At 60.7% G+C, this 23116-nt stretch carries 23 protein-coding genes and 1 tRNA gene; 19 read left to right on the forward strand and 5 right to left on the reverse strand.

The genetic code is table 11. The features are described 5' to 3' along the window. The first annotated feature begins 45 nt into the window (after positions 1 to 45). The 6 genes from rpoA2 to M0R89_RS09070 all read left to right on the forward strand — a co-directional run bounded on the left by rpoA2 (position 46) and on the right by M0R89_RS09070 (position 5809). Complete coding sequence (gene rpoA2, locus M0R89_RS09045) at positions 46 to 1230, forward strand: DNA-directed RNA polymerase subunit A'' (protein WP_248652216.1); 1185 nt, start codon at positions 46 to 48, stop codon at positions 1228 to 1230. A gap of 2 nt (positions 1231 to 1232) precedes the next feature. Beyond that, positions 1233 to 1670 carry a NusA-like transcription termination signal-binding factor gene (locus M0R89_RS09050; RefSeq protein WP_248652217.1) on the forward strand — a complete coding sequence of 146 codons (438 nt, stop codon included), beginning with the start codon at positions 1233 to 1235 and terminating at the stop codon, positions 1668 to 1670. Between the two features lie 276 nt (positions 1671 to 1946). Further along, positions 1947 to 2876: a hypothetical protein gene (locus tag M0R89_RS09055; RefSeq protein WP_248652218.1), complete on the forward strand. Its 930-nt coding sequence runs from the start codon at positions 1947 to 1949 to the stop codon at positions 2874 to 2876. Then, positions 2873 to 4576, forward strand: a complete 1704-nt coding sequence (locus M0R89_RS09060; RefSeq protein ID WP_248652219.1) for a pyrroloquinoline quinone-dependent dehydrogenase — start codon at positions 2873 to 2875, stop codon at positions 4574 to 4576. Before M0R89_RS09055 ends, M0R89_RS09060 begins: the two co-directional genes overlap by 4 nt. A 184-nt stretch (positions 4577 to 4760) precedes the next feature. Beyond that, complete coding sequence (locus tag M0R89_RS09065; protein WP_115794757.1) at positions 4761 to 5189, forward strand: 30S ribosomal protein S12; 429 nt, start codon at positions 4761 to 4763, stop codon at positions 5187 to 5189. 2 nt (positions 5190 to 5191) lie between these two features. Continuing rightward, positions 5192 to 5809 (forward strand): 30S ribosomal protein S7, encoded by a 618-nt coding sequence (locus tag M0R89_RS09070; protein ID WP_248652220.1) that lies wholly within the window; start codon positions 5192 to 5194, stop codon positions 5807 to 5809. A 96-nt stretch (positions 5810 to 5905) separates the two neighbouring features. On the opposite strand, the gene M0R89_RS09075 is transcribed toward M0R89_RS09070, so the two are convergent. Both M0R89_RS09075 and M0R89_RS09080 read right to left on the reverse strand, forming a co-directional pair. After that, positions 5906 to 6235 (reverse strand): cupin domain-containing protein, encoded by a 330-nt coding sequence (locus M0R89_RS09075; protein WP_248652221.1) that lies wholly within the window; start codon positions 6233 to 6235, stop codon positions 5906 to 5908. Positions 6236 to 6424: 189 nt separating this feature from the next. Further along, positions 6425 to 7195: a DUF5781 family protein gene (locus M0R89_RS09080; protein ID WP_248652222.1), complete on the reverse strand. Its 771-nt coding sequence runs from the start codon at positions 7193 to 7195 to the stop codon at positions 6425 to 6427. A gap of 200 nt (positions 7196 to 7395) precedes the next feature. On the opposite strand from M0R89_RS09080, the gene M0R89_RS09085 reads away from it, so the two are divergent. Then, a complete protein-coding gene (locus M0R89_RS09085) occupies positions 7396 to 9582 on the forward strand; it encodes an elongation factor EF-2 (protein WP_248652223.1) in 2187 nt (728 codons plus the stop codon). A gap of 160 nt (positions 9583 to 9742) precedes the next feature. Then, on the forward strand, positions 9743 to 9880 hold the full coding sequence (locus M0R89_RS09090; protein WP_248652224.1) for a hypothetical protein: 138 nt from the start codon (positions 9743 to 9745) through the stop codon (positions 9878 to 9880). Between the two features lie 161 nt (positions 9881 to 10041). Here M0R89_RS09090 and M0R89_RS09095 read toward each other — a convergent pair whose 3' ends face one another. Beyond that, entirely contained in the window at positions 10042 to 10200 is a 159-nt protein-coding gene (locus M0R89_RS09095) for a hypothetical protein (RefSeq protein ID WP_248652225.1), read from the reverse strand. 153 nt (positions 10201 to 10353) lie between these two features. Between M0R89_RS09095 and M0R89_RS09100 the strand changes: the two genes are divergently transcribed. The 11 genes from M0R89_RS09100 (at position 10354) to M0R89_RS09150 (ending at position 19154) form a co-directional block, all read left to right on the forward strand. Further along, the gene (locus M0R89_RS09100) at positions 10354 to 10896 is read left to right on the forward strand and encodes an amino acid-binding protein (RefSeq protein ID WP_248652226.1); all 543 of its coding nucleotides are present in this window, start codon (positions 10354 to 10356) and stop codon (positions 10894 to 10896) included. Next, complete coding sequence (locus M0R89_RS09105) at positions 10893 to 11837, forward strand: homoserine dehydrogenase (protein ID WP_248652227.1); 945 nt, start codon at positions 10893 to 10895, stop codon at positions 11835 to 11837. The genes M0R89_RS09100 and M0R89_RS09105 overlap by 4 nt, the downstream gene beginning before the upstream one ends. A gap of 180 nt (positions 11838 to 12017) precedes the next feature. Next, positions 12018 to 13286 (forward strand): translation elongation factor EF-1 subunit alpha, encoded by a 1269-nt coding sequence (gene tuf, locus M0R89_RS09110; protein WP_248652228.1) that lies wholly within the window; start codon positions 12018 to 12020, stop codon positions 13284 to 13286. A 3-nt stretch (positions 13287 to 13289) separates the two neighbouring features. Continuing rightward, positions 13290 to 13598, forward strand: coding sequence for a 30S ribosomal protein S10 (rpsJ, locus tag M0R89_RS09115; RefSeq protein ID WP_115864703.1), 309 nt, complete (start codon positions 13290 to 13292; stop codon positions 13596 to 13598). 233 nt (positions 13599 to 13831) lie between these two features. Further along, on the forward strand, positions 13832 to 14458 hold the full coding sequence (locus M0R89_RS09120) for a rhomboid family intramembrane serine protease (protein WP_248652229.1): 627 nt from the start codon (positions 13832 to 13834) through the stop codon (positions 14456 to 14458). A gap of 112 nt (positions 14459 to 14570) precedes the next feature. Beyond that, positions 14571 to 14642 (forward strand) — tRNA-Ala (locus tag M0R89_RS09125). A gap of 1060 nt (positions 14643 to 15702) precedes the next feature. Then, entirely contained in the window at positions 15703 to 16098 is a 396-nt protein-coding gene (locus tag M0R89_RS09130; RefSeq protein WP_248652230.1) for a hypothetical protein, read from the forward strand. After that, complete coding sequence (locus M0R89_RS09135) at positions 16095 to 16802, forward strand: hypothetical protein (RefSeq protein ID WP_248652231.1); 708 nt, start codon at positions 16095 to 16097, stop codon at positions 16800 to 16802. Before M0R89_RS09130 ends, M0R89_RS09135 begins: the two co-directional genes overlap by 4 nt. Further along, positions 16795 to 17607 (forward strand): hypothetical protein, encoded by an 813-nt coding sequence (locus M0R89_RS09140; protein WP_248652232.1) that lies wholly within the window; start codon positions 16795 to 16797, stop codon positions 17605 to 17607. The genes M0R89_RS09135 and M0R89_RS09140 overlap by 8 nt, the downstream gene beginning before the upstream one ends. Beyond that, a complete protein-coding gene (locus M0R89_RS09145; RefSeq protein ID WP_248652233.1) occupies positions 17591 to 18835 on the forward strand; it encodes a hypothetical protein in 1245 nt (414 codons plus the stop codon). Before M0R89_RS09140 ends, M0R89_RS09145 begins: the two co-directional genes overlap by 17 nt. Before the next feature lie 160 nt (positions 18836 to 18995). Beyond that, entirely contained in the window at positions 18996 to 19154 is a 159-nt protein-coding gene (locus M0R89_RS09150) for a hypothetical protein (protein ID WP_248652234.1), read from the forward strand. Between the two features lie 260 nt (positions 19155 to 19414). Here the strand turns inward: M0R89_RS09150 and M0R89_RS09155 are convergent, their stop codons facing one another. Then, complete coding sequence (locus M0R89_RS09155; protein WP_256478554.1) at positions 19415 to 20158, reverse strand: M48 family metallopeptidase; 744 nt, start codon at positions 20156 to 20158, stop codon at positions 19415 to 19417. Then, a complete protein-coding gene (locus M0R89_RS09160; RefSeq protein ID WP_248652236.1) occupies positions 20155 to 23115 on the reverse strand; it encodes a type I restriction endonuclease subunit R in 2961 nt (986 codons plus the stop codon). Before M0R89_RS09160 ends, M0R89_RS09155 begins: the two co-directional genes overlap by 4 nt. Between the last annotated feature and the right edge of the window lies 1 nt (position 23116).

Below are 23116 nucleotides of genomic sequence, written 5' to 3' on the forward strand. Positions count from 1 at the left end.
CGCTTTCCGACCAACACGACCAACCAATCCGCGCCCACGCCACACATGACAGAATACGACGTATCCGAGGACATCGAGGCCGTCGTCGAGGACACTGACCTCCCGCGACGGCTCAAAGACGAGGTGTACAGCACCGTGGAAGCCCGCGACGCCACCGCCGAGCAGGCCGACCAGATAGCCCGCGCAGTCGAGAACCGGTATCTCGACACCCGCGTCGACCCGCTCGACCCCGTCGGGACGGTTTCGGCCCAGTCCATCGGTGAGCCGGGAACCCAGATGACGATGAACACGTTCCACTACGCGGGCGTGGCGGAAATCGACGTGACGCAGGGGCTTCCCCGACTCATCGAACTGGTGGACGCCCGGAAGACCCCCGACACGCCGATGATGACGGTACATCTGGAGGACGAGTACGCCACCGACCGCGAGAAGGCCCACGAGGTCGTCTGGCAGATAGAGTCGACCCGGATTCTGGCGCTCGGTGACATCTCGACCAACGTCGCCGACATGGTCGTCTCCATCGACCTCAACGAGGACACCCTCGAAGAGCGCATGATAACCCCCGACGAAATCTCGGGCATCATCCAGGACGAACTCGGCGTCGAGACCACCCAGCAGGGCACCGTCATCGAGTTCGGCCCCGAACAGCCGAGCTACCGCGACCTGCTCCAACTGGTCGAACAGCTCCGCGACATCGTCTTCAAGGGCATCGAGGACATCACCCGCGTCGTCATCCGGAAGGAGCAACTCGACGAGGGCGAGCAGTTCGTCCTCTACACCGAGGGGTCGGCGTTCGGCGACGTCATCGAAATCGAGGGCGTCGACGCCTCCCGGACCACCACGAACAACATCCACGAGATTCACAAGAACCTCGGCATCGAGGCGGCCCGCGAGTCCATCATCGAGGAGACGATGAACACGCTCGAAGAGCAGGGCCTCGACGACGTGAACATCCGCCACCTGATGCTGGTCGCCGACATCATGACCAACCGCGGCGAAATCGAGTCCATCGGTCGCCACGGCATCTCCGGGAGCAAGGAGTCGGTCCTCGCGCGTGCGGCGTTCGAGGTCACGGTCAATCACCTGCTCGACGCCGCCATCCACGGCGAAGTGGACGACCTCAACGGCGTCACCGAGAACGTCATCGTCGGCAAGCCCATCAAGCTCGGGACCGGCGACGTGGACCTCCGCATGGGGTCGTCGAGCGCCGAACCCGAAGCCTCGGACTGAGCATGGTCGTCACGCTCTCGGACACGGCCCGGCAGTTCATCGCCCTCTTCGAGGACGAGACGGGCGCGACCGCCCGCGACTGCGTCGTCTTCGAGGACGGCGACGACGGCGAGGAGCGCGTCGTCTTCCTCGTCAAGCCCGGCGACATGGGCAGAGCAATCGGGTCGGGCGGCGAGACGGTCCGGGCGGTCGAGTCCCAGTTGGACCGCGAAATCGTGCTGGTCGAGGACGCCGACACGCCCGAGGCGTTCGTGGCCAACGCGCTCGCGCCCGCGGCGGTGTACAACGTCACCGTCAGCGAGGGCGACGAGACTATCGCCTACGCCGAAGTGGACTCCGAGGATACCGGCGTCGCCATCGGCGAGGGCGGACGGAACATCCTCGCGGCCGAGAAGTTGGCCAAGCGCCACTACGACATCGACGACATCCAGTTGGCGTAGCCCACTCTCGCCGAGAGCTGATTTTCCTCTTTCGCGGACCTTCGTTCGAACACGACTTCTCGACGCGGAGCGAATCGTATCAGCGCATTGTCTGGACTCGCGCCTGTCGTCTCGCGTCGCTTCGCGTCTGACTCGCCGATACGGCGGCCGCGGGGCGCGATGGCGGCGCGCTCGCGTCCTCTCGTTGAGAGCTACGCGCCGAAATTTTAGGCGTAGCGCCGCCGTTCCCGAGGGGAAACCCTTCATTGTTCGCCGTAGCCCGTCCGTACGCTGAGTATGACAGATAATCGCACACTCGCGGACGACGTACCGGACGTAGACGAGCGCGACCGGCGGAACTTCCTCAAGGTCCTCGGCGTGACGGGGAGCGTCGGGGCGGCCTCGGAACTCTCGCTGTCGGACCTGCGCGGGGCGGTCGGCGAGGGGTCGGCCGAGGAACTGGCGACCTACGGCGAGCGCATCAGGGCCGACCTCGCTGGCGGTCTCGACGGCGGCCTGCTGGCGGGCGCGCTCTCCGGCATCGAAGCGGGAATCGCGCAACTGCCCGAACTCCGGGCCGCCGGCTTCCCCGACCAACCGGGCACCGCGTATCAGGAGGTCGCCGAACCCGCGTGGGACGCCTACGACCACCTCGCAGAGGTCGGACTCTTCGCGGCGGCCGAGCGCCACCTGCCGGAGTTCACGCCCGACCACGTGCGCGCGACCGCCGCGGAACTGGTCCGGGCCGAACCCCTTACCGCGGCGCTGGCCGACGCCGGACTCGACGAGCGCGAGCGCACAGCGGTCGTCGTGGACGCGGTCAACGAGAACGAGCGACTCGCCCACTGGGTCTCGACCGCGAGTCTGCCCGCAGACCCGGAGGGGTACGACCCGGCGAACGTGGCCCCGCTCCACCAGCGCGCGCTCGGTGGAGGCCTGCTCTGGGTGGACGAACTCGACCAGCAGCTCTGGCAGCGCGAGGTCGTGCTGACCGAGGACCTGCTCGACGCGGGAGTGTGGGACGTCAAGCGTATCCTCGCTGGGACCCACCTGTTCGTCTCGGCGGCCCGCGACCTCGCCGGGCCGAGCGAGTTGGACGACAGCCAACTCGCGGCCGCGCTCGCGGGCGGGTCGGCCGTCGCGATACGCGGTCAGGAGGCCATCGAACGGGACCTGTTCCGGATAACCGACGCCGAGCGCGCGCCCCGCGGAGGTGACACCGCATGAGTACCGACGAATCGCACGTCAGAGTCCACTCGGCCGACGACGGACTGCGCATCGAGTATCTCGCGGATGGGCCGACCACGGTCCGCCAGAGTTCACAGCAGATTCCGCGACTGAACGTCACCCAGCAGATGCTGCGCGACTCGGGCGACGACCCCGAGAGCTGGCTGATGTACGGCGGCGGGTACAACCAACAGCGGTTCACCACGGCCGACGTCATCACGCCCGAGAACGTCGGCCAACTGAACTTGGAGTACACCATCCTGACCGACGAGACCGGCAAGTTGGAGGGGACGCCGATAGTGGTGCCGTCGGACCCGCCCATCATGTACCAGACGAACGGCCCGGACGTGCTGCGGGCGGTCAACGCCCGCTCGGGCGAGGTCATCTGGACCTACCGGTACGCGCCGGCCGAACAGGGTCCCGACAAAGCGGCCGCGCTCCTCTGTTGCGGGTCGAACAACCGCGGGGTCGCGGTCCGCGGGAAACTGCTCTTCATGACGACGCTCGACGCGAACGTCGTCGCCATCAACCGGTACACGGGCGAACAGCAGTGGCTGTACGACTCCGCGCCGACCGGACAGGGTTACTCCGCGACGTGGGCACCGGTCGTCTACAAGGGAAGCATCCTCAACGGAAGTGCAGGCGGCGAGTACGGCGTGCAGGGCTTCATCGAGTCGATAAACGCCCGCACCGGCGAGCGGGAGTGGCGAACGTCGATGCTCCCCGAGGAGCAGTGGATAGGAGACGCGTGGCAGAACGGAGCGGCGACCAACTGGATGACCATCACCGTCGACCCCGACACCGACACGCTGTACGCCAACGTCGGCAACCCCGGCCCGGACGTGAACGGCATCGTCCGGCCGGGACCGAACCCCTACTCCGACGCGGTCGTCGCGCTCGACACCCAGTCGGGCGACGTCCAGTGGTACTTCCAAGAGGTCCAACACGACTGGTGGGACTGGGACGCCTCCACGCCGCCGGTGCTGTTCGAGACCGAGGTGGACGGCGAGAACCGAAAGGTCGTCAGCCACCCCGGCAAGACCGGGTGGAACTACCTCCTCGGGGCCGAGGACGGCAAGCTCTACGAGCGGAGTCGGGAGTTCTGCCAGCACCTCAACATGTGGCACCTCCCGCAGGACAACCTCGAAGACACGCCGTGGGTCATGCCGTCGGCCGACGGCGGGTCCGAGTGGAACCCGATGTCCTACAGCCGCCAGACCGGGAACGTCCACGTCAAGGCGATGAACTACCCGAGCAAGTTCCAGTGGGACCCGGTCGACGGGTGGGAGTACCCCTCGACGTACCTCGGCGGAACCTTCACCGTCTACCCGGCGATGAGCGACCCCGGTCCGGCACCCGACGAGTGGAACGGCCAGAAGGCCATCTTCTCGGCGGTGGACCCGGTCAGCGGCGACGTGGTCTGGCAGAAGCGGTGGGAGGAGTTCTCGATGGGCGGGTCGATGAGCACGACGACCGGCCTGACCTTCGTTGGTAACGGGTCGGGCGAGTTCATCGCGTACGACTCCGAGGACGGCGAACGCCTCTGGCAGCACCAGCTCAACGCTTCGGTCAACGCCTCGCCGATGAGTTGGTACGACCCCGGCGTCGGCAAGCAGTACGTCGCGGTGCAGGCGGGCGGAGGCGGACTCCGGTCGGCCAACGACGGAAACACCGTCGCCGTGTTCTCGCTAGAGCAGTAGCCTCGCGGGCCTCTCTTTCGGCCTGCGAGTGAATCTCCTGACCGAACCGAACCTAAGCGGCGCGCAAAACGTTTCGCTGAAACGCTCTCAGATTCCGTAATCGACCCCGTTACAGCGATGTGCGACCGTCTCGCCCGTTCCAAAGAGGGAGGCTTAAGTAGCTCGGACAGGTAGCCCACAGCATATGGCGAATGGCAAGTACGCAGCTCGCAAGCTGAGGAAGGACCGCCAGAACCACCGGTGGTCCGACTCCGATTACGCTCGACGCGAGCGCGGCCTCGGGGAGAAGTCCGACCCCCTCGAAGGCGCGCCGCAGGGCCGAGGTATCGTTCTCGAAAAAGTTGGCATCGAGGCCAAGCAGCCCAACTCCGCCATCCGGAAGTGCGTCCGGGTCCAGCTCATCAAGAACGGCAAGCAGGTGACTGCCTTCTGTCCCGGCGACGGTGCCATCTCGTTCATCGACGAACACGACGAGGTCACCATCGCGGGCATCGGCGGCGCGAAGGGTCGCGCGATGGGCGACCTCTCGGGCGTCAACTACAAGGTAGAGAAAGTCAACGGCGTGAGCCTCGAAGAACTGGTTCGCGGAAACGCTGAGAAGCCGGTGCGCTAATCATGGCAGCAGAAGACCAGCCCGAACCCGACAAACCCGCGGGCACGGACGAAGAGGGAACGGCCGTCGCGAAACTGTTCGGCGAGTGGGACATCACCAACATCGAGTACGACGACCCCTCGACCGAGCGCTACATCACGGTGACGCCGGTCGCCCACACGATGGGTCGCCACGCCTCCAAGCAGTTCCAGAAGAGCGAGGTCTCGGTCGTCGAGCGTCTCATCAACCGACTGATGCAGACCGAGGAGAACACCGGCAAGAAGCAGAAGACGATGCAGATCACCCGCGAGGCGTTCCAGAAGATTCACGACCGCACCGAGGAGAACCCGGTGCAAGTTCTCGTCACCGCCGTCGAGAACGCCGCCCCGCGCGAGGAGACCGTCCGCCTGAAGTACGGTGGCATCTCGGTCCCGAAGGCCGTGGACGTGGCGCCCCAGCGCCGCGTCGACCAGGCCCTGAAGTACATCGCCGAAGGCGTCCACGGCTCGTCGTTCAAGACCTCGACCGACGCCGCCGAGGCGCTGGCCGACCAGCTCGTCGGCGCGGCCGACTACGACGTTCAGACCTACGCTATCAACCAGAAAGAAGAGACGGAGCGCGTCGCGGCCGCGGCCCGCTAACTCGGTTCTTCTCTCTCGGTTTCGCTTCTCGGTAGTCGCGACTGTCGGCGGCCACGTCTACGGGGGTTGTCGGCGAACGGAAGCGTCCACCTCGGCCTACGCCTCGCCCGACGCGCCGACGAGCACGAACCTGCTCTCGGTGTCGCCGTTGTGAATCTGGCGAGTCGCCTCGGCCGGAATCCGGAGGGCTTCGCCCGACTCCAGTTCCACGTCCTCGCCCTCGACGGTGACGGTGGCCTCCCCGTCGAGCAGGAGGTAGACTTCCTCTTGGCCGTCCTCGGCGTGGTCGTGTTCCTTGCCGGTCCATCCCGGGTCGGCGTCGAGGACGGACACGCCCAACTTCTCGCAGTCGAGGGGGTCTCGGAGGAAGCGCAGTCCCTCGCCTACCGGTTCGACGTCGTGGGAATCGACTTTGGTGTACGACATCGGCGGACGTACGACCGATAGCGTGTTTAGCTTGGCGACGCCGGCAGTACGCGGCCCCGGTCGAAACCGCGGTGTCGAGTCAGTTCGAGATGTAGCGCCGGTTCGTGACGGCCCTGCTCGTCGTCGCCGGTCTCGTCCTGCTGGTCGCGCCGAGCGTCCTGCTCGCGCTGGCCGAGTTGGCGTAGTCGGTTAGTCCGCCGCTTTCTCGCCGCCGCCGACCGCGTACTCGCGGGTCGCCTCGACCAGCGAGCGGCGGTACTCGCTCTCGTCGGGGTCGGGTCCGAGCGACTTGAACCGGTGTTTGAACGCCGAGAGACTGACCTCGGGCGCGTCGTTCGCGGCCGCGTGTGCGAAGTCGTACAGTCGGTGGTCCGAATCCACGAGGTCGTGGCGCTCGACCAGTGCGAGCGCGAACGCGGCGTTGACCGCGGTTATCTCGGGGTCGGCCGTACTGGTGATGCGGAGTCCGTCCCGGCCGCGAGTCGGGCCGTCCTGCGCTCTCGCGGGTCGGTCTGCGACCGCCGCGGCGAGTTCGGATTCGAGGAACGAGACGAGTTTGTCGGTCGGGCCGACCCGGAGCGTGATGTCGTCGGCGTAGATGTCCTTCATGTGGTTGGCTATCTGGTAGCAGTGGGCCACCCGCCTGCGCTCGACCGACTTCCCCGAGAGCGCGAGGAACAGTACTTCCTCGGTCGATTGGGTGTGAGACGGGTGGGCCTGCTCGTGGCGGGCCATGTGGGCGAACTCGTGAAGCGCGAGTTCCGGGGCCATCGCGCTGGTCGCTGCCTGCCGGGAGATGTTCAGGACGTGGTCGTCGGGGTGGGAAGTCCACGTCCGCTCGTCGGGGTTCTCCCGGACGTGGACGTGGACTGGCGAGTCGAGGTCGTGTTCGGTCTCGAAGATGTCGCGGGCGCGGAGGAAGGGCGCGGCCGGACCCGGACCGTGGACGTGAACCTCCATGCGTATCTGTGGCAAGGCTTCGACCGGTATGACTCTTGCGTTGGTTGCGACGAGTTGCCGGTGCCTGTCGCGCTCGACTCGGAATTCAGGCCGTGCCAACGTCCGACGTCGTTCGGCCTACGCGCCTACGCCACTCCCTCACACGGTCGCTCGTGGCGAAACACTACGCTTTTCAACTTCCTTCGGGTAGAAGACCCATAATGGGAAGACGAAAGAAGATCGTCGAACAGTGCGAGCGACTGATGGACGAACCGGAGAACATCCGGAACATCGCTATCGCCGCACACGTCGACCACGGTAAGACCACGCTGACGGACAACCTTCTCGCTGGCGCCGGCATGATCGCCGACCAGGGCGAAGCGACGCAGCTGATGATGGACACCGAAGAGGACGAGCAGGAACGCGGTATCACCATCGACGCCGCGAACGTGTCCATGACTCACGAGTACGACGACACCGACCACCTCATCAACCTCATCGACACGCCGGGCCACGTCGACTTCGGTGGCGACGTGACCCGAGCGATGCGCGCCGTCGACGGCGCGCTCGTGGTGGTGGACGCGGTCGAGGGCGCGATGCCCCAGACCGAGACCGTCCTCCGACAGGCGCTCCGCGAGGGCGTCAAGCCCACCCTGTTCATCAACAAGGTCGACCGCCTCATCTCGGAACTCCAAGAGGGTCCCGAGGAGATGCAGCGCCGCCTGCTCAGCGTCATCGACGACGTGAACGAGCTTATTCGCGGCATGACCGAGGAGATGGACGACATCGAAGACTGGACGGTCTCCGTCGAGGAGGGCACCGTCGGCTTCGGGTCCGCGCTCTACAAGTGGGGCGTCTCGATGCCCTCGATGCAGCGCACCGGGATGGACTTCGGCGACATCATGGAGTTGGAGCGCGCCGACAAGCGCCAGGAACTCCACGAGCGCACACCGCTGTCGGACGTCGTGCTCGACATGGTCTGTGAGCACTTCCCGAACCCCATCGACGCCCAGCCCCGTCGTATCCCGCGCGTCTGGCGCGGCGACGACTCCTCGGACCTCGCCGAGGGGATGCGCCTCGTCGACGAGGAAGGCGAAGTCGTGCTGATGGTCACCGACATCGGCGTCGACCCCCACGCCGGCGAAATCGCCGCGGGTCGCGTCTTCTCCGGCACGCTGGAGAAGGGCCAAGACCTCTACGTCTCCGGAACGGCCGGAAAGAACCGCGTCCAGAGCGTCGGCATCTACATGGGCGGCGAGCGCGAGGAAGTCGACCGCGTGCCCGCCGGGAACATCGCGGCGGTCACCGGTCTCAAGGACGCCATCGCGGGTTCCACCGTGTCCAGCGTCGAGATGACGCCGTTCGAGTCCATCGAACACATCTCGGAGCCGGTCATCACGAAGTCCGTCGAGGCGAAGAACATGGACGACCTGCCGAAGCTCATCGAGACGCTCCGACAGGTCTCCAAGGAAGACCCGACCATTCAGGTCACGATTAACGAGGACACCGGCGAGCACCTCATCTCCGGACAGGGTGAGCTTCACCTCGAAGTCATCACTCAGCGCATCGAGCGCAACCAGGGCATCCCGGTCAACACCGGCGAACCCATCGTCGTCTTCCGCGAGGCCATCCAGGAGACCACCGACGTCATCGAGGGCATCTCGCCGAACCGCCACAACCGGTTCTACATCCAGGCCCAGCCGCTCACCGAAGAGATTATCGAGAAGATCAAGCGCGGCGACGTGTCGATGGACATGCCCGAGCAGGAGCGCCGTGAGGCGCTTCAGGAAGCGGGCATGGGCAAGGACATGTCCCAGAACGTCGAGCACATCCACGGGACCAACATCCTCATCGACGACACGAAGGGTATCCAGCACCTCAACGAGACGATGGAACTCGTCATCGAGGGTCTCGAAGAGGCGCTCGACGACGGCCCGCTGGCGGCCGAACCCGTTGAGGGGACGCTCCTCCGTCTGGAGGACGCGAAGCTTCACGAGGACACCATCCACCGCGGCCCGGCGCAGGTCATCCCTGCGGTCCGTAACGCCGTCCACAACGCCCTCGTGCAGGGTGAGGTCCGGATGCTAGAGCCGATGCAGGACGTGCGCATCGACGTGCCCAACGAGTACATGGGCGCCGCCTCCGGCGAGATTCAGGGTCGCCGTGGCCGCGTCGACGACATGTACCAGGAAGGCGACCTCATGGTCGTCGAGGGCATCGCGCCGGTCGACGAGATGATCGGCTTCTCCTCGGACATCCGGAGCGCCACCGAGGGCCGCGCGTCGTGGAACACCGAGAACGCCGGCTTCGAGGTCATGGCCGACAACCTCCAGCGCGAGACCATCATGGAGATTCGAGAGCGCAAGGGCATGAAGCTCGAACTCCCCGAGGCCATCGACTACATCTAAGCGTCGCGGTCTCCTCTCTCCGTTTCTTCTCCTCTCGCTTTCGCGGTCTTCTTTCGGTTCGCAACACAGGCCGACCCTGAGAGACTTCTGCTGTCGCCTGAATCCGGCGTAGGCGGTGTATAATAAAGTCATTCGTTACCACACGTCTACTCGTCCAACCATGGTCTCTCTCGTCACCCTGTTCTGGGTCGGGGTCGTCGCGCTCCTGTGGGTCGGTCTCGTCGCGGCCATCTGGGCGCTCGTGTCCGCCGGCAGCGAGTACCCACAGGAGGTCCCACAGACGCCGACCAACGACTGAGTCGTCGGGAGTCGCCCGCAGGTAGCGACGCCGTTCGCTCTTCCTACTCGTCTCTGTTTTCCCACTCGTCTCTATTCTCTCAGTCCGTCCGTAATTGGTAGTTCCGCTGCGACTCGGCCGCGCTTGCACGCGCTCCGGCGGATGCGGTCCGGTCGGCGCGGCTATCGCTGGCCGCGGAGGACGACCTCCGCGTCGCAGACCGGACAGGTGGTTCGCTCGCTCGCGTCGAACGGCGAACTGCAGAACGCGCAGACGTGTCGGTCGGTGTCGGTCGGTTCGTCGTCGGTCGAGCGGATGGCGGTCATCGGTCCGTCACGCACGACGCTTCGACCCGGGATTGTTATACAGTCGCTAGCTAGACGTTAGCACGTTACTTCGGCGCGCTACGTTTCCGTTTCGCCCGCCGGCCGCTCCGCACTATTTGGGAACGACTGAAGCCTTATGCTCGCCCGCGAGTGAGACAACGAGTAACGATGAGTGACGACACGAGCGCTACCGACCCGCGGGCCTACACGGTCCGACTCGAACTAGTCGACGAACCCGGCGAGCTGTTGGGCGCGCTCGAACCCATCGCGGCCAACGGCGGCAACCTGCTCTCGGTGTTCCACGAGCGGGGGTCGCTCACGCCGCGGGGTCACATCCCGGTCGAAGTCGACCTCGAGTGCCCGCCCGACCGCTTCGACGCCGTCGTCTCCGGTCTCCGCGAGGCGGGAGTCAACGTGATTCAGGCGGGCGCGGAGCGCTACGGCGAGGAGGTGACGGTCCTGCTCGTCGGCGACGTCATCGAGAGCGACCTCTCCGACACCCTCTCGTCCATCGAGTCGAAGGCGGACGCCTCCATCTCGGACGTGTCGCTGTCCGCGCCGGGCGGCACGAGCGACGTGTCGAGCGCACGACTCCGCCTCGCGGCCGAGACCGGTTCGACCGGCGCGGTGGTCGGCGCGGTCCGGGAGGTCGCAGAACGGAAGGAGTTGCGCGTGGTCGAACCCCTGGCGGAACTGGAGGGGTCGGCGTGAAACTGGCTATTCTCGGCGCGGGCGCGGTCGGCCGGTCGGTCGCGGAACTCGCGGGCGAGTACGGCCACGAGGTCACGGCGCTGGCCGACTCGACCAGTGCTGCAGTGGACCCGGGGGGAATCGACGTGGCGGACGCGCTCGCGGAGAAGGACGAGACCGGTCGCGTCGGGTCGGCCGCGCCCGCGGACGCGCTCGACGCCGAGTACGACGCGCTGGTCGAGGCGACTCCGACGACGCTCGGCGACGCCGAACCCGGATTCGGACACGTCCGCGCGGCGCTCGAAGCCGACCGCCACGTCGTGCTGGCGAACAAGGGACCGGTCGCCGAGCGCTACACCGACCTCCGGGAACTGGAGCGCGAGAGCGAAGGGTCGGTCAAGTTCGAGGCGACGGTCGGGGGCGCGATTCCGGTCCTCTCGACCGTCGAGAGCTACGGCCCCGACACCATCTCGGCCGCGCGCGGGGTCCTCAACGGGACCGCGAACTTCGTCCTCTCGCGAATGGCGGCCGAGGGACTGGGTTACGAACACGTCCTCGCCGAGGCCCAAGACCTCGGCGTCGCCGAGGCCGACCCCTCGTTCGACGTGAACGGGACCGACGCGGCGCTCAAGTGCGTGATTCTGGCGAACGTCCTCGGCGACCGGGAGTACTCGCTCGACGACGCCGAGGTCGAGGGCATCGCGGAACTGCCGGGCAACGCGCTCGAACTCGCGGCCGAAGACGGCCGAACGGTCCGACTCATCGGCGAGGCGACGCCCGACGGCGTCCGAGTCGGCCCGCGACTCGTCCCCGAGAACGGCACGCTCGCGGTCTCGGGCACGCGCAACATCGTGCAACTGGAGACCGAACACGCGGGCCGACTCAACCTGAGCGGACGCGGCGCGGGCGGTCCGGAAACCGCGACCGCGGTTCTCGCGGACGTGAACCGACTCGAGCACTGAGACGACCGGCCGAGACTACGCGTTCTGTCCCGTTCGTTTCTCCGGCGTCAGCGGAAAATCGTGTGATGGTCTACCAATAACCGCGGGACGGCGGCGGGGTGGACAGCGTACCGTATCGAAATGGTTTTAACTGCTTCTGCCAAAAGATACCGACAGAGCGCGTCTGCGCGTGAGATACAAATGAGCGAAGACAAACCGCACCAGAACTTGGCCATCATCGGCCACGTTGACCACGGGAAGAGTACGTTGGTCGGGCGACTCCTCTACGAGACGGGGAGCGTACCCGAGCACGTCATCGAACAGCACAAAGAAGAGGCCGAGGAGAAGGGCAAGGGCGGCTTCGAGTTCGCCTACGTCATGGACAACCTCGCCGAAGAGCGCGAACGCGGTGTCACCATCGACATCGCCCACCAGGAGTTCGACACCGACGAGTACTACTTCACTATCGTCGACTGTCCGGGCCACCGCGACTTCGTCAAGAACATGATTACGGGCGCGTCCCAGGCGGACAACGCCGTCCTCGTCGTCGCCGCCGACGACGGTGTCGCGCCCCAGACCCAGGAGCACGTGTTCCTGGCCCGCACCCTCGGTATCAACGAACTCATCGTCGGCGTCAACAAGATGGACGTCGTCGACTACCAGGAGTCCACCTACAAGGAGGTCGTCTCCGAGGTCGAGGACCTGCTGAACCAGGTCCAGTTCGGCACCGAGGACGCGAGCTTCATCCCGATTTCGGCCTTCGAGGGCGACAACATCGCCGAGGAGTCCGACAACACCGACTGGTACGACGGCGAGATTCTCCTCGAGGCCCTCAACGGCCTCGAAGAGCCCGAGCCGCCGACGAACGCCGACCTGCGCCTCCCGATTCAGGACGTCTACACGATTTCCGGAATCGGTACCGTCCCGGTCGGACGTATCGAGACGGGTATCCTCAACACCGGAGACAACGTCTCCTTCCAGCCCAGCGACGTGGGCGGCGAGGTCAAGACCATCGAGATGCACCACGAGGAGGTCCCGCAGGCCGAACCCGGTGACAACGTCGGATTCAACGTCCGCGGCATCGGTAAGGACGACATCCGCCGTGGCGACGTCTGTGGTCCCGCCGACGACCCGCCGTCGGTCGCCGAGACGTTCCAGGCCCAGATCGTCGTGATGCAGCACCCGAGCGTCATCACGGACGGTTACACGCCGGTCTTCCACGCCCACACGGCACAGGTCGCGTGTACCATCGAATCCATCGACAAGAAGATGGACCCCTCGTCGGGCGAGGTCGCCGAGGAGAACCCCGACTTCATCCAGTCCGGCGACGCCGCGGTCGTCACGGTCCGACCGCAGAAGCCGCTCAGCATCGAGCCGTCGTCCGAGATTCCGGAACTCGGCAGCTTCGCCATCCGCGACATGGGTCAGACCATCGCGGCTGGCAAGGTCCTCAGCGTCAACGAGCCATAACGCATGCAGCAAGCACGCGTCCGACTGGCGGGAACCAGTCCCGAAGACCTCGACGACATCTGTGACGACGTTCGCGAAATCGCGAACAAGACGGGTGTCTCGCTGTCGGGACCCATCCCGCTTCCGACCAAGACGCTGGAAGTACCCACCCGCAAGTCCCCCGACGGTGAGGGGACCGCGACGTGGGAACACTGGGAGATGCGCGTCCACAAGCGTCTCATCGACATCGACGCCGACGAACGCGCGCTCCGGCAGCTCATGCGGATTCAGGTTCCGAACGACGTGAGCATCGAGATCGTCCTCGAGGACTGAGGGTCGGGCCGTTCCGGTCCTGTCAGTTCGAGGGTTCGCACTCGACCCCGCCGCTCGACCGGCGGAAACTTCTCCATTTCTTCGCTACGCATAGCCGCGCACGCGCGACGCTCCCCGGTCTTTTTGACCGCGTCGGACGTACGGACGTGCGTGCGACGGCGGACGCAAGCGGACTCGAACGGTGTCGCAGTACCGAACAGTGGCCGGTCTCGCCTCCGCGGAGGCGGTCGGTCGTGAGCTACGAGTACGGCGACCCCGCGTCGGCCGAGCGCGAGTCGTCGGGGTGGCTCGTCCGGAGCCCGACGCTCCAGACGCTCGTCGTCTTCCTCCTGGTCTTCGCGGTCCAGTCGGTCGTGGGACTGGTCTCACGGCGCCTCGCTATCGGTCTGTTCGCGCTCGGTCCCTCGGTCTCTGCCAAGCCGTGGACGCTCCTCGTGAGCGTCTACGCCCACGCGGGCGTCGGCCACCTCGTCTCGAACGCGGTCGTCCTCGTTCTGGTCGGACTCGCGGTCGAGCGCGTGACGACCGCGTGGCGGTTCCACCTGTTCTTCGCGTCGGTCGGAATGGCCGCCGGACTGGCGCAGGTCGCCGTCTCGGGTCTCGTCGGCCGCGCGAGCGTGGTCCTCGGCGCGAGCGGCGCCGTGTTCGGACTGCTGGGTTACCTGCTCGCCGGGAACCCGGTCACCGACGCGGTCCTCGGTCGCCTCCCTCTGAGCGGTCGGTCGCGCGCCGCGCTCCTGCTCGCGTTGGCCGGCGTCGTGACCCTGTTCACGGCGTCTCCCGGCGTGGCGCTGGTGGCCCACTTCGCCGGGTTCGCGCTCGGCGCATTGTCCGGGCGCGCACGACTGCTCGGCGCGTGACGCGTCGGCTGTCTCGACCTGCCCGTGAAGGCGTGGCGGGACACCCACCGCCACGCCCGGTCCGAAACATAAGGTTCTAATAAGTGGGCGCGCTACGAATTACTGCGTTCGAGGGCTCGTAGATCAGCGGTAGATCGCTTCCTTCGCAAGGAAGAGGCCCTGGGTTCAAATCCCAGCGAGTCCATCCCGAGGCCGACCTTTTCCGAATGACCAGACGGCGTGGGGTCATTTATACCATCCCTTGGTGCTGAGCACCCGATTTGAAGCCGTGTGTCGGCACCATTCGCCGTCTCGTAGTGAATCCGTCGCATCTGTACCAGCCTCCCCTACAGAGGTTGCGAATAGTGAGGTGTTTCGCCGAAACCAAAAGGTTTCACGTTGCGCATCTTTTTTGCCGATGTCTTTCACTACCAACGGGTTCTTGCAGGAGGAAGTTAGGCCGCCTCACTGTCTAATTCCAGTTATGGTTGACACCGAAGTGGCATGTGGTCATTCCTGAATTCTGTCCCAGTACGCAAGCTCGTAAGCTCGTTTTGGAGCTGTACCAGCCCACGCTGAAAGCCATATCAAGGGAAGGCGGGCGAAGGCTAAAACCGTGAGAGACGCCTCTCAAGTCAGTCGCGACTAAGGTCAACGGCTCTGGTGGCATGGGGGCCCCGTAGTGCCGGAAACGAAACTCTTGCCTCACTTCTGGACTTCCGATGATTTATCTACTAGTAATTGAGTACTTGAAATGAAAGTAACATTTCTCCGCCCGTTGCGGATGGAAGATTGTCAATCACGTCCTTCAGCGTGAGGCTGACATAAGCGATGAGCGCCAAGATGGCCGGAGACGCTACGCCGCAAGTTGCAAACACGCCGCTTAGACAGTTGGAAGTGAGTATCTCCTTTGTCTGAAGTAGTTTAGGATTCGGTTCTCCGATTCGCAGTTATCCCCTCATAAAGAATTGCATTGACGCTGTACCCTTAAGCAAGATCAATAGCACGTCTGAACCGTCTCTTACATCAGCATTGTATGACTACAGACGTTTGTCCGAACGGGACCGATGTCGCCCGGAACATTTCTCAATTATATATAATACCTCTAAATCGGGTTTGACAGGAATACAGACACTCCTCCTCCATATCGACCTACCGCCAGAGATCACGATCAGTTGAAGGAGCAGTCTGTAAGTTAGCTACATCGGAATCTCGACAGACTGCTAATCATACATTATTTATATCAAGAGCGACAGTGACGAATAATGAGTCAAGTAGAGACTGGAGAAGGAGAGGTGGAATCTGACCCAGAGGATCAAGATTCCGATGAGGAAGACGAGAGTTTTCAACCAATCGAAACGACAACTCTTCGGGATATGCTTCGCGAGGAATCTGAGCTTCAGGTTGGGGAAGATGCACGAGATGAGATGATTTTGAAACTCAATCAACTAATCATCCAAATGTGGGCTAGCTCTGTTGATGTTGCGAAAAGAGATAACCGAGAAACTGTCAAAGCAAGAGATGTAGAAGATGCCTACCAGCAACTTCTAAAGCCACATAATCTATTACATCAAGCTATTTCTCAAGTAGACGAAATCCAATGGCGGCTGGAGGAAGTTGCCGGAGACTCCCCGTTTTCCACAGATATTGGTGAAGAATGACAAAAAATAAATTCTTCCTTCGGGAGGAATACACTCAACAAGAGAAAGAGAATCGAATTCGGGCTGAAGAGTTCACCGTTGATAACCCACCAGTACTGAATATTCTCAGCGGGACGAGACTCACTCCTGATGACGTCCACGATATGGGCCGTGAGGAGTTTCTTAATATTATCCGAGAAGATATTTCCAAGGAACGGTACGATGAGTTTATCGATAAGATGTTTGAAGATTATGGAAGAGATGGTGACCGATTTAATCAGCAATTATTCTTTATCCCGCCAAGTGCCGATTTAGATGGTCTCGGGGATAGTTTGAGCAAGTTCACCGATGGGCCACTTGAGAAGCCCTTTGACTTCATTTTGACTCAACCACTCTACTTGAATGAAATTGATATAAAAGAGAACACTATCGATTTGAGATTCAATACTGCAACACACATTGAGGAATATGAGTCTGATGAGGAAATCCCAATTACCGTCATGGACGAAGACGGAAATCTAGTTCAAAAAATCCCGGAAGATCAGAAAGTGAGTATCCCGACCAAACGTCGGGTAGAGGCAAGGATTTACAAAAACGAGAGAATCATTTCCGTCTCTAACTCAGAGGTACCTTCCCGACTTCAAACAGAGATTTTCAATATTATTCTAGCGGTGATTAATGATAGTCCGGAAATTAAAGATTCGGAGGAGGTGGACGATGACTAATATGTCCTTGAATCTAAAAGGGATGGAATTGCTAGCCATACAGTATTTGCTCGATGGCAAGAACTCTGCGTATGGCTATAAATTCGAACTCGTAGGGTTAGATAAAGCAGACTTTTCTGGGTCTCGCGACGAGCAAATGTTGGATACCAGACTAGTGCAAGAGGCCGAAGAAGCAGGTAATCTGCGAAAGGTAAAGTTCTATGTTACGCATGAGGATTCGCCAAAGCGAACCCGTGCAATACAGCTCAACTTCTTTGAAGATGGTCACGTAACGTCTACAAGTGAAGTAAGGCCTAGCGAATTTGACGAAATCGTAAATGCAATTTCAATTGCAAAATCATATTCACCCTACCTAAATTCACTAAATGACCTTCTCAAAGATTACATTCATGAACTCGAGCTAGATGCCCAGAGAAAGAAGCATAAAAAGAGAGTAAATCATGCTTTTGACGAACTGTTGTCGTCTGAACTCGATATCTCTAATGATGCTGTCATAGAAAGCCACATGCATAAAATGATATTCGCGAATATTGGAATCCACCTCTACGAAATTGCAAGAGAACAAGAAGATCTTGTCTTTGATGATGACTCGGTGCCGTACTTTTGGCCTGATAAAGTGAAGGAGTTCTTCACTCTGTATGCACAGTATAATATTCCCGAAGTCGGGGAAAGGGAGTATATGTTTATGGCTTCTAAACTAAAGCAAATAATAGATGAATGGGTCGAGAAGGATGACTCCGAAACACTGAACGGTGCTATGGGACTACTCCAAACCTTCATTGAGAAGTATGATCTCCAGAGTTGAAGCTGATGTACTGGATAACTGCATATCGGAGGTCTCGGTAGAGGTCCAACTAAAGAAGCAGTACTTCACAAAAGAAGAGATTCAAGCTTACGCCCCCGACTCTGAGCGGTTCGACTTTAATTCGTTTAAGACATATCTTCATACGAAAGAGACGTCTTGGTGCTCGGACTGCGGTGAATCATTCGGTATCTGTAACCATGACGATGCAAAGCGAGTCAAGAAGACTGTACATACGTTAAATCCGAAAGCAATTGCTTCAGAGACCATTGATTCAGCGCGTCGTGGGGGGCCTCTTGAAAACGTAGAAGAGAAAGCACCCATAGACGGGGTATACCGGGTTAAGATAGATTTTGGCGAGCGGCGAGTAGTTTTCGAATTTTTCTGTGAGCGCCAGAACTACTTGGATAGTAATCTTGACCCATTTGATTTGGAGTTTCCAGTGCTCATACGAGACTTTGCAGTCGATAAGTACTCGGAACATCAATTCATCTGGCGAGAACTACTCTCAGAGGAGTTCCGCGGGAAGTTACTCGGCCAGGTGTCCGCAATCAAAAATAAGACAACTGCGGTCTTCGCTGAGTATGACGAGGAGTTCGTTAGCAATCATCGAACCGAGATAAAAACGGCTATTCGAGACTACTTTGAAAGGTCAGGCTACGAACCGTATACTGAAGTAGCTGATAAATGTCCTGAGATCGAGCAGTACGGGATTAAAGCAGAGTATGCAGATTATGTCTGTCTCCCGAAAACAGGATTAGACGAAAAAATCCTAATCACGCATGGAGAAGAGCGTGATAGTGGTTGGTACATTCAGAGATTTGTTGACGGCAATTTATCCTCAGTAGAAGAGGAAGAGATATTCGAGGATCTATCCCAACAACTCGATGAGAAAATCAGGTACTATAAACGGATTTCTAAACAATTGAGCACCTCTTCACAATATATGCGAAGTATTGCGGGGTTAGTAGTTGTCATTACAACACTATTAGCAGTCGTTAATTTCGGAGAAATCACCTCTCTTGTTCAAGATTATATCGAGATCGGCCAGTATAGTAGTGTCATTAGTATCCTGCTGCTCGGTACTAATACTATATTGAGCATCGTTCTGGTAGTCATGCTTTTCTCGCCATATATTCGAGAGAAAGCATTTAGCTGGAAGATGTACCCTATCGGCTCCTCGAAGAGCCGATTCAAATTCCTTCGACACCATAGTTTTGGGATAGAATAGACGTTTTGGTTGTTTTCCCGTCTCGCAATACGACTATTGCAGGAGCCGATATTTCTGATTCACTTCCACTCTCCTTGGCTCGCCTTTACAATCGCTTCTACCGTGACCTATCTCCATGCCTCGAGTCGCCGTCATCCTACGACTCCTCGACCAAGAACCAATGTCCGTCTACGAGCTCGGCGACTACACCGGCATCCCGCTCGACAATCTCGACGACACCCTCACGTACATGGAAGGGTTCGGCATGGTCGACCATCGGCAAGGCTACTGGGTGTGCCCCGATCGACTTGACCCCGCCCGTGCCACCAGAAGCGGCTGAATCAGACGTTGCTGGTGGCATATGGCTCGTCTGGGTATGCCCAAAGGCTATGGTTGGGAGCGTGGTACGATTGTGGCGGAGTTGCTGGTAGGCTCAGCAACTTCATTGCTCGACCGTTCTCCACGGTCGAGAACACTCCGTTCCACGCCTTTCAGGGAAAGGGACTTGCATCTATACGTACACGCACGGCCGTACGTACATACACGAGCACGACAATTGATACTAAACGGCGTCGCGTGTCCCAGACAGAACTGAACAGATCAGATTGCCAGAGAGTTCCCGTTCACCCTGAGCCATTCACGGCGATCCTCGTAGTCGGGAATAAGAGCACCAACCGTATTCCAGAACGCACCTGAGTGTTCATCATGCACTGAGTGGGCCAATTCGTGAACGAGAACGTAATCTTGGATCCGAACAGGTGCGAAGATCAACCGCCAATTGAGACGAACGGTTTCGTTGTCGTACTCACCCCACCGACCGTCGATTTCCCCGACCCATACTGGCACATCGTCAAGCCCCAATCGCGATTCAAAACGTGACGCTCGGTCCGGGAGTTCTTCCTCAGCACGCTGGATAAACCAGTCGACGACCGCTTGGTGCTTTCGACGAACGCTCACGTCGTCCACGTCTCCGTCAAAGTGGTGGACGCGAAGGGTGAACGTCTGCTCATCGAACGACAACGTCGGCTCGGGAACATCCGCCTCAACGACTTCCAACGGATACTGTCGTCCCCGGTACTGGAGTTTCTCCCCACTCATGTACTCCTTCGGATACGGCGGCCCTTCTTGCTCTTTTAGCCCGTAGAGTTTCTGAAGCAGCCACTCCTGGCGAGACTCAAGTACCTCCTCCACATCCGCGACCGTCGCAGTCATCGGGGCCGTAACGGTCAGCTCCATGGACTTGTCGATCGATAGTTCCATCGTCTCCCGCTTTTCGGACCAATCAATCGTGTATGGAACGACCGTCTGACCAATATGATACCGACGTTGTAAGCGTTCACTCATTGGTAATGATTTCGCGCAAGTTCGATGACGCGGTTGGTTAGCTCCCGGCGCTCATCACCCGAGATGTCGATCTCAGACCGATACAATTCCCCTGTCACTTCCTTCCGCATCTGATTCTGCAGGTGCGTCCGCTCCTTCCATTCAACCTTCGTCACAAACCCCTCAACGGTTCCAACCAAATCAGCGGTGAGCGAAATGAGATCTTCCTCGCCAGCATCGTGCTCATCCAGTACGTCTTCAATGGCATGATAGAACGAGAGATCGGTTTCGTCACGGAGCCCTTTGTTCCGCGCCTGCTTGTCGCGGGAACGGATCTCGTCCATCAGTGCCCGAAGCTCCTCGATAGTCTCGCGCTCGTTGTATCGCCCTTCTCGGTACTTCTCGATGAGCTCTTCGAGTCGGTCCCTGAGAGAGCCGTACTGCACCGGGTCTTCGTCGAACCGGACGTTAATCTCGTGTTTGATCGCATTCTGCATCTCACTCGCACGAGCTTCGTCGCTTTCTAAGGCTTCAAGTTTCGCGTCAAACTCGACCTCCTCCATAATCGAGACGGGTTCGTCGTTCAGAACCTCGATACCTCGTGACGTAATGTGGTCCTGAATCAACTCGCGGACCTTTGCTCCCGCCCCTTCGAGGTTCATTGTCTCATCGCGGTAGCGTTCCTTCGCTTTCCCGTAGATCGTGCTGAGCCGCTCAAGGTCCTCCCGGTAGGGGTTCGCCATGGGATCCGGAAGAACGACGTCCATCAGTTGGGAGAACCGCTTGAACGCGTTCTTGAACTCAATCCGGCGGTCGTCTGGCTCGAGCGACTGCACGCACTGCTCGACGTCGTCGAGATCGTCGAAGAACGAGACCGCCTTACTGTGGGCCGCCTCAAGATCGGGCTGTTTGTCCTCGACCGGCACCATCGCTCGCTCAACGTCTTTGGAGCTGAACATCGCGAGCGCCTCTTTCAACTCGTCCGAGACGCCGTAGTAGTCGATGATGAGACCATGGGTCTTCTCCTCGAACGGTCGGTTCACTCGAGCGATTGCCTGCAGTAGGCTGTGCTCTCGCAGCGGCTTGTCGAGGTACATCACTTGGGCCACCGGTGCGTCGAACCCGGTCAGGAGCATGTCGCAGACGATGAGCAGGTCGACCTCGCCGTTCGGGTCGACGAATGACTCCTTGTACTGGCTTTTTTCGGAATCGCTTGGCGTCCACTTCTTGATGTGCTCAGGGTCGTTGTGTCCCTCGGAGACGATGACCCGCGACTCTGGGCCGTTCAAGCTGTCGAGGGTCTCTTTGTACCGGATTGCGGCCTCCTTGCTTGTGGTGACGACCATCCCCTTGAACGGCGGCGGCACCTCGTTCTCGAAGTGTTCGATGATATCCAATGCGACTCGGTCTATGCGAGGCTGGGCCTCGGCGAGGTCCTGCGTGCGAGCGTATCGCTTCTGGATCTCCGCCTTTTCTTCGTCCGTCTTGTCCGAGAAGATGCGATCGAACAGGCGATCGAGCGTCTCACCTTCGAGATGGATATCTGCAAGACGACCCTGATACAGGATCTCGACCGTCGCGCCGTCCTCCAGTGATTGATCGATCGTGTACGTGTCGATGTAGTTTCCGAACGTCCGGCGCGTGTTGCGCTCGTCCTTCTCTATGGGGGTACCGGTGAACCCAACGTAGAACGCGTTCGGAAGCGCGGTCCGCATATTGTTCGCGAGCTCCTTGTCCTGCGTCCGGTGAGCCTCGTCGGCCATCACGTAGATATTCTCGTTGTGAGAGAGCACCGGAAAGTCCTCCTCGTCGTCAGTGGTCTGGAACTTGTGGATCAGCGTCGTGATCGTCTCGCCGGCATCGTACGAGAGTCGGTCACGGAGGTCTTCGATGCTCTCAGCTTTCTTCGGATTCGGGAAGCCACAGCGTTCGAACGTCGCGTGAATCTGGTCGTTGAGCGCCCGGCGATCCGTAACCAGCAGAAGTGTCGGATCATCTTCGTTCCGGCGCAGCTTCAGCGCGAGAAAGAGCATCGTGAGTGACTTACCAGAGCCCTGGGTGTGCCAGACAACACCGCCCTGTGCCTCGCGCCGTCCGCGCTTGTCGATCCGTTCAAGCGCCTTTCGGACCGCCCGATACTGCTGGTAGCGGGCGACCATCTTGATTGCGCCGCTCTGTCGGTTCTCGAACACCGTGAAGTGACGTAACTGGTCGAGCAAGCGCGAGGGCTCGAACAGCGCGTACAACATCCGGTACTGGTCCGGGAGGTAGCCGTCGAGGTCGAACAGCTCGATCAGTTCGTCGTCTTCCAGCGGGTAGGCGTCCCGCCAAGGCTTGTACTGGTCCTTCGGGGTTCCGTACGTGCCCATAACCGCGCCCTCCATCCAGATAGCGACTGAGAACTGATTGTACCGGAATAGCTCTTCGGCACCCTCCGCCTCACCGTCGCGTTCGTTCTGGTAGCGGGTGAGCTGGTCGAGTGCCTCCGAGCGTGGCTCCGGGATCTGTGGGCTCTTACACTCGACGACGCCGAGTGGGATGCCGTTGACGAACAGCACGATGTCGGGCTTGACGACCTCCACCGGCCCCTCAACACGGAACTGGTTGAGCGCGAAGAAGTCGTTGTTCTCGGGGTTCTCATAGTCGACGTACTGGACCGTCTGGTGCTGCTTGCCGTGGCCGCGGTCCTGTTCGACGGAGATGTGGCGGACGAGCTTCTCGTGGATCTGCTCGTTCTCGTCCATCGTGCTCGTCCCGGCGACCTGCGTGATCTCGCGGACAGCCTTGTTCAGATTGTTCTCGTTGAGCCAGGGGTTCAGGCGCTTGATCGCATCTCGAAGGCGCGGTTCGAGTACAGCCGAGGACTCCGTCTGGCGGGGATCGCTCCAAGTGGACTGCTGCTGGTCGATGATCTCCCAGCCGAGTTGCTGGAGCGCGTTGAGAGCTGGCCGTTCAGACTCGACGTACTCATTAGGCATG

This window comes from Halorussus limi, from assembly GCF_023238205.1.
Lineage (GTDB): Archaea > Halobacteriota > Halobacteria > Halobacteriales > Haladaptataceae > Halorussus > Halorussus limi.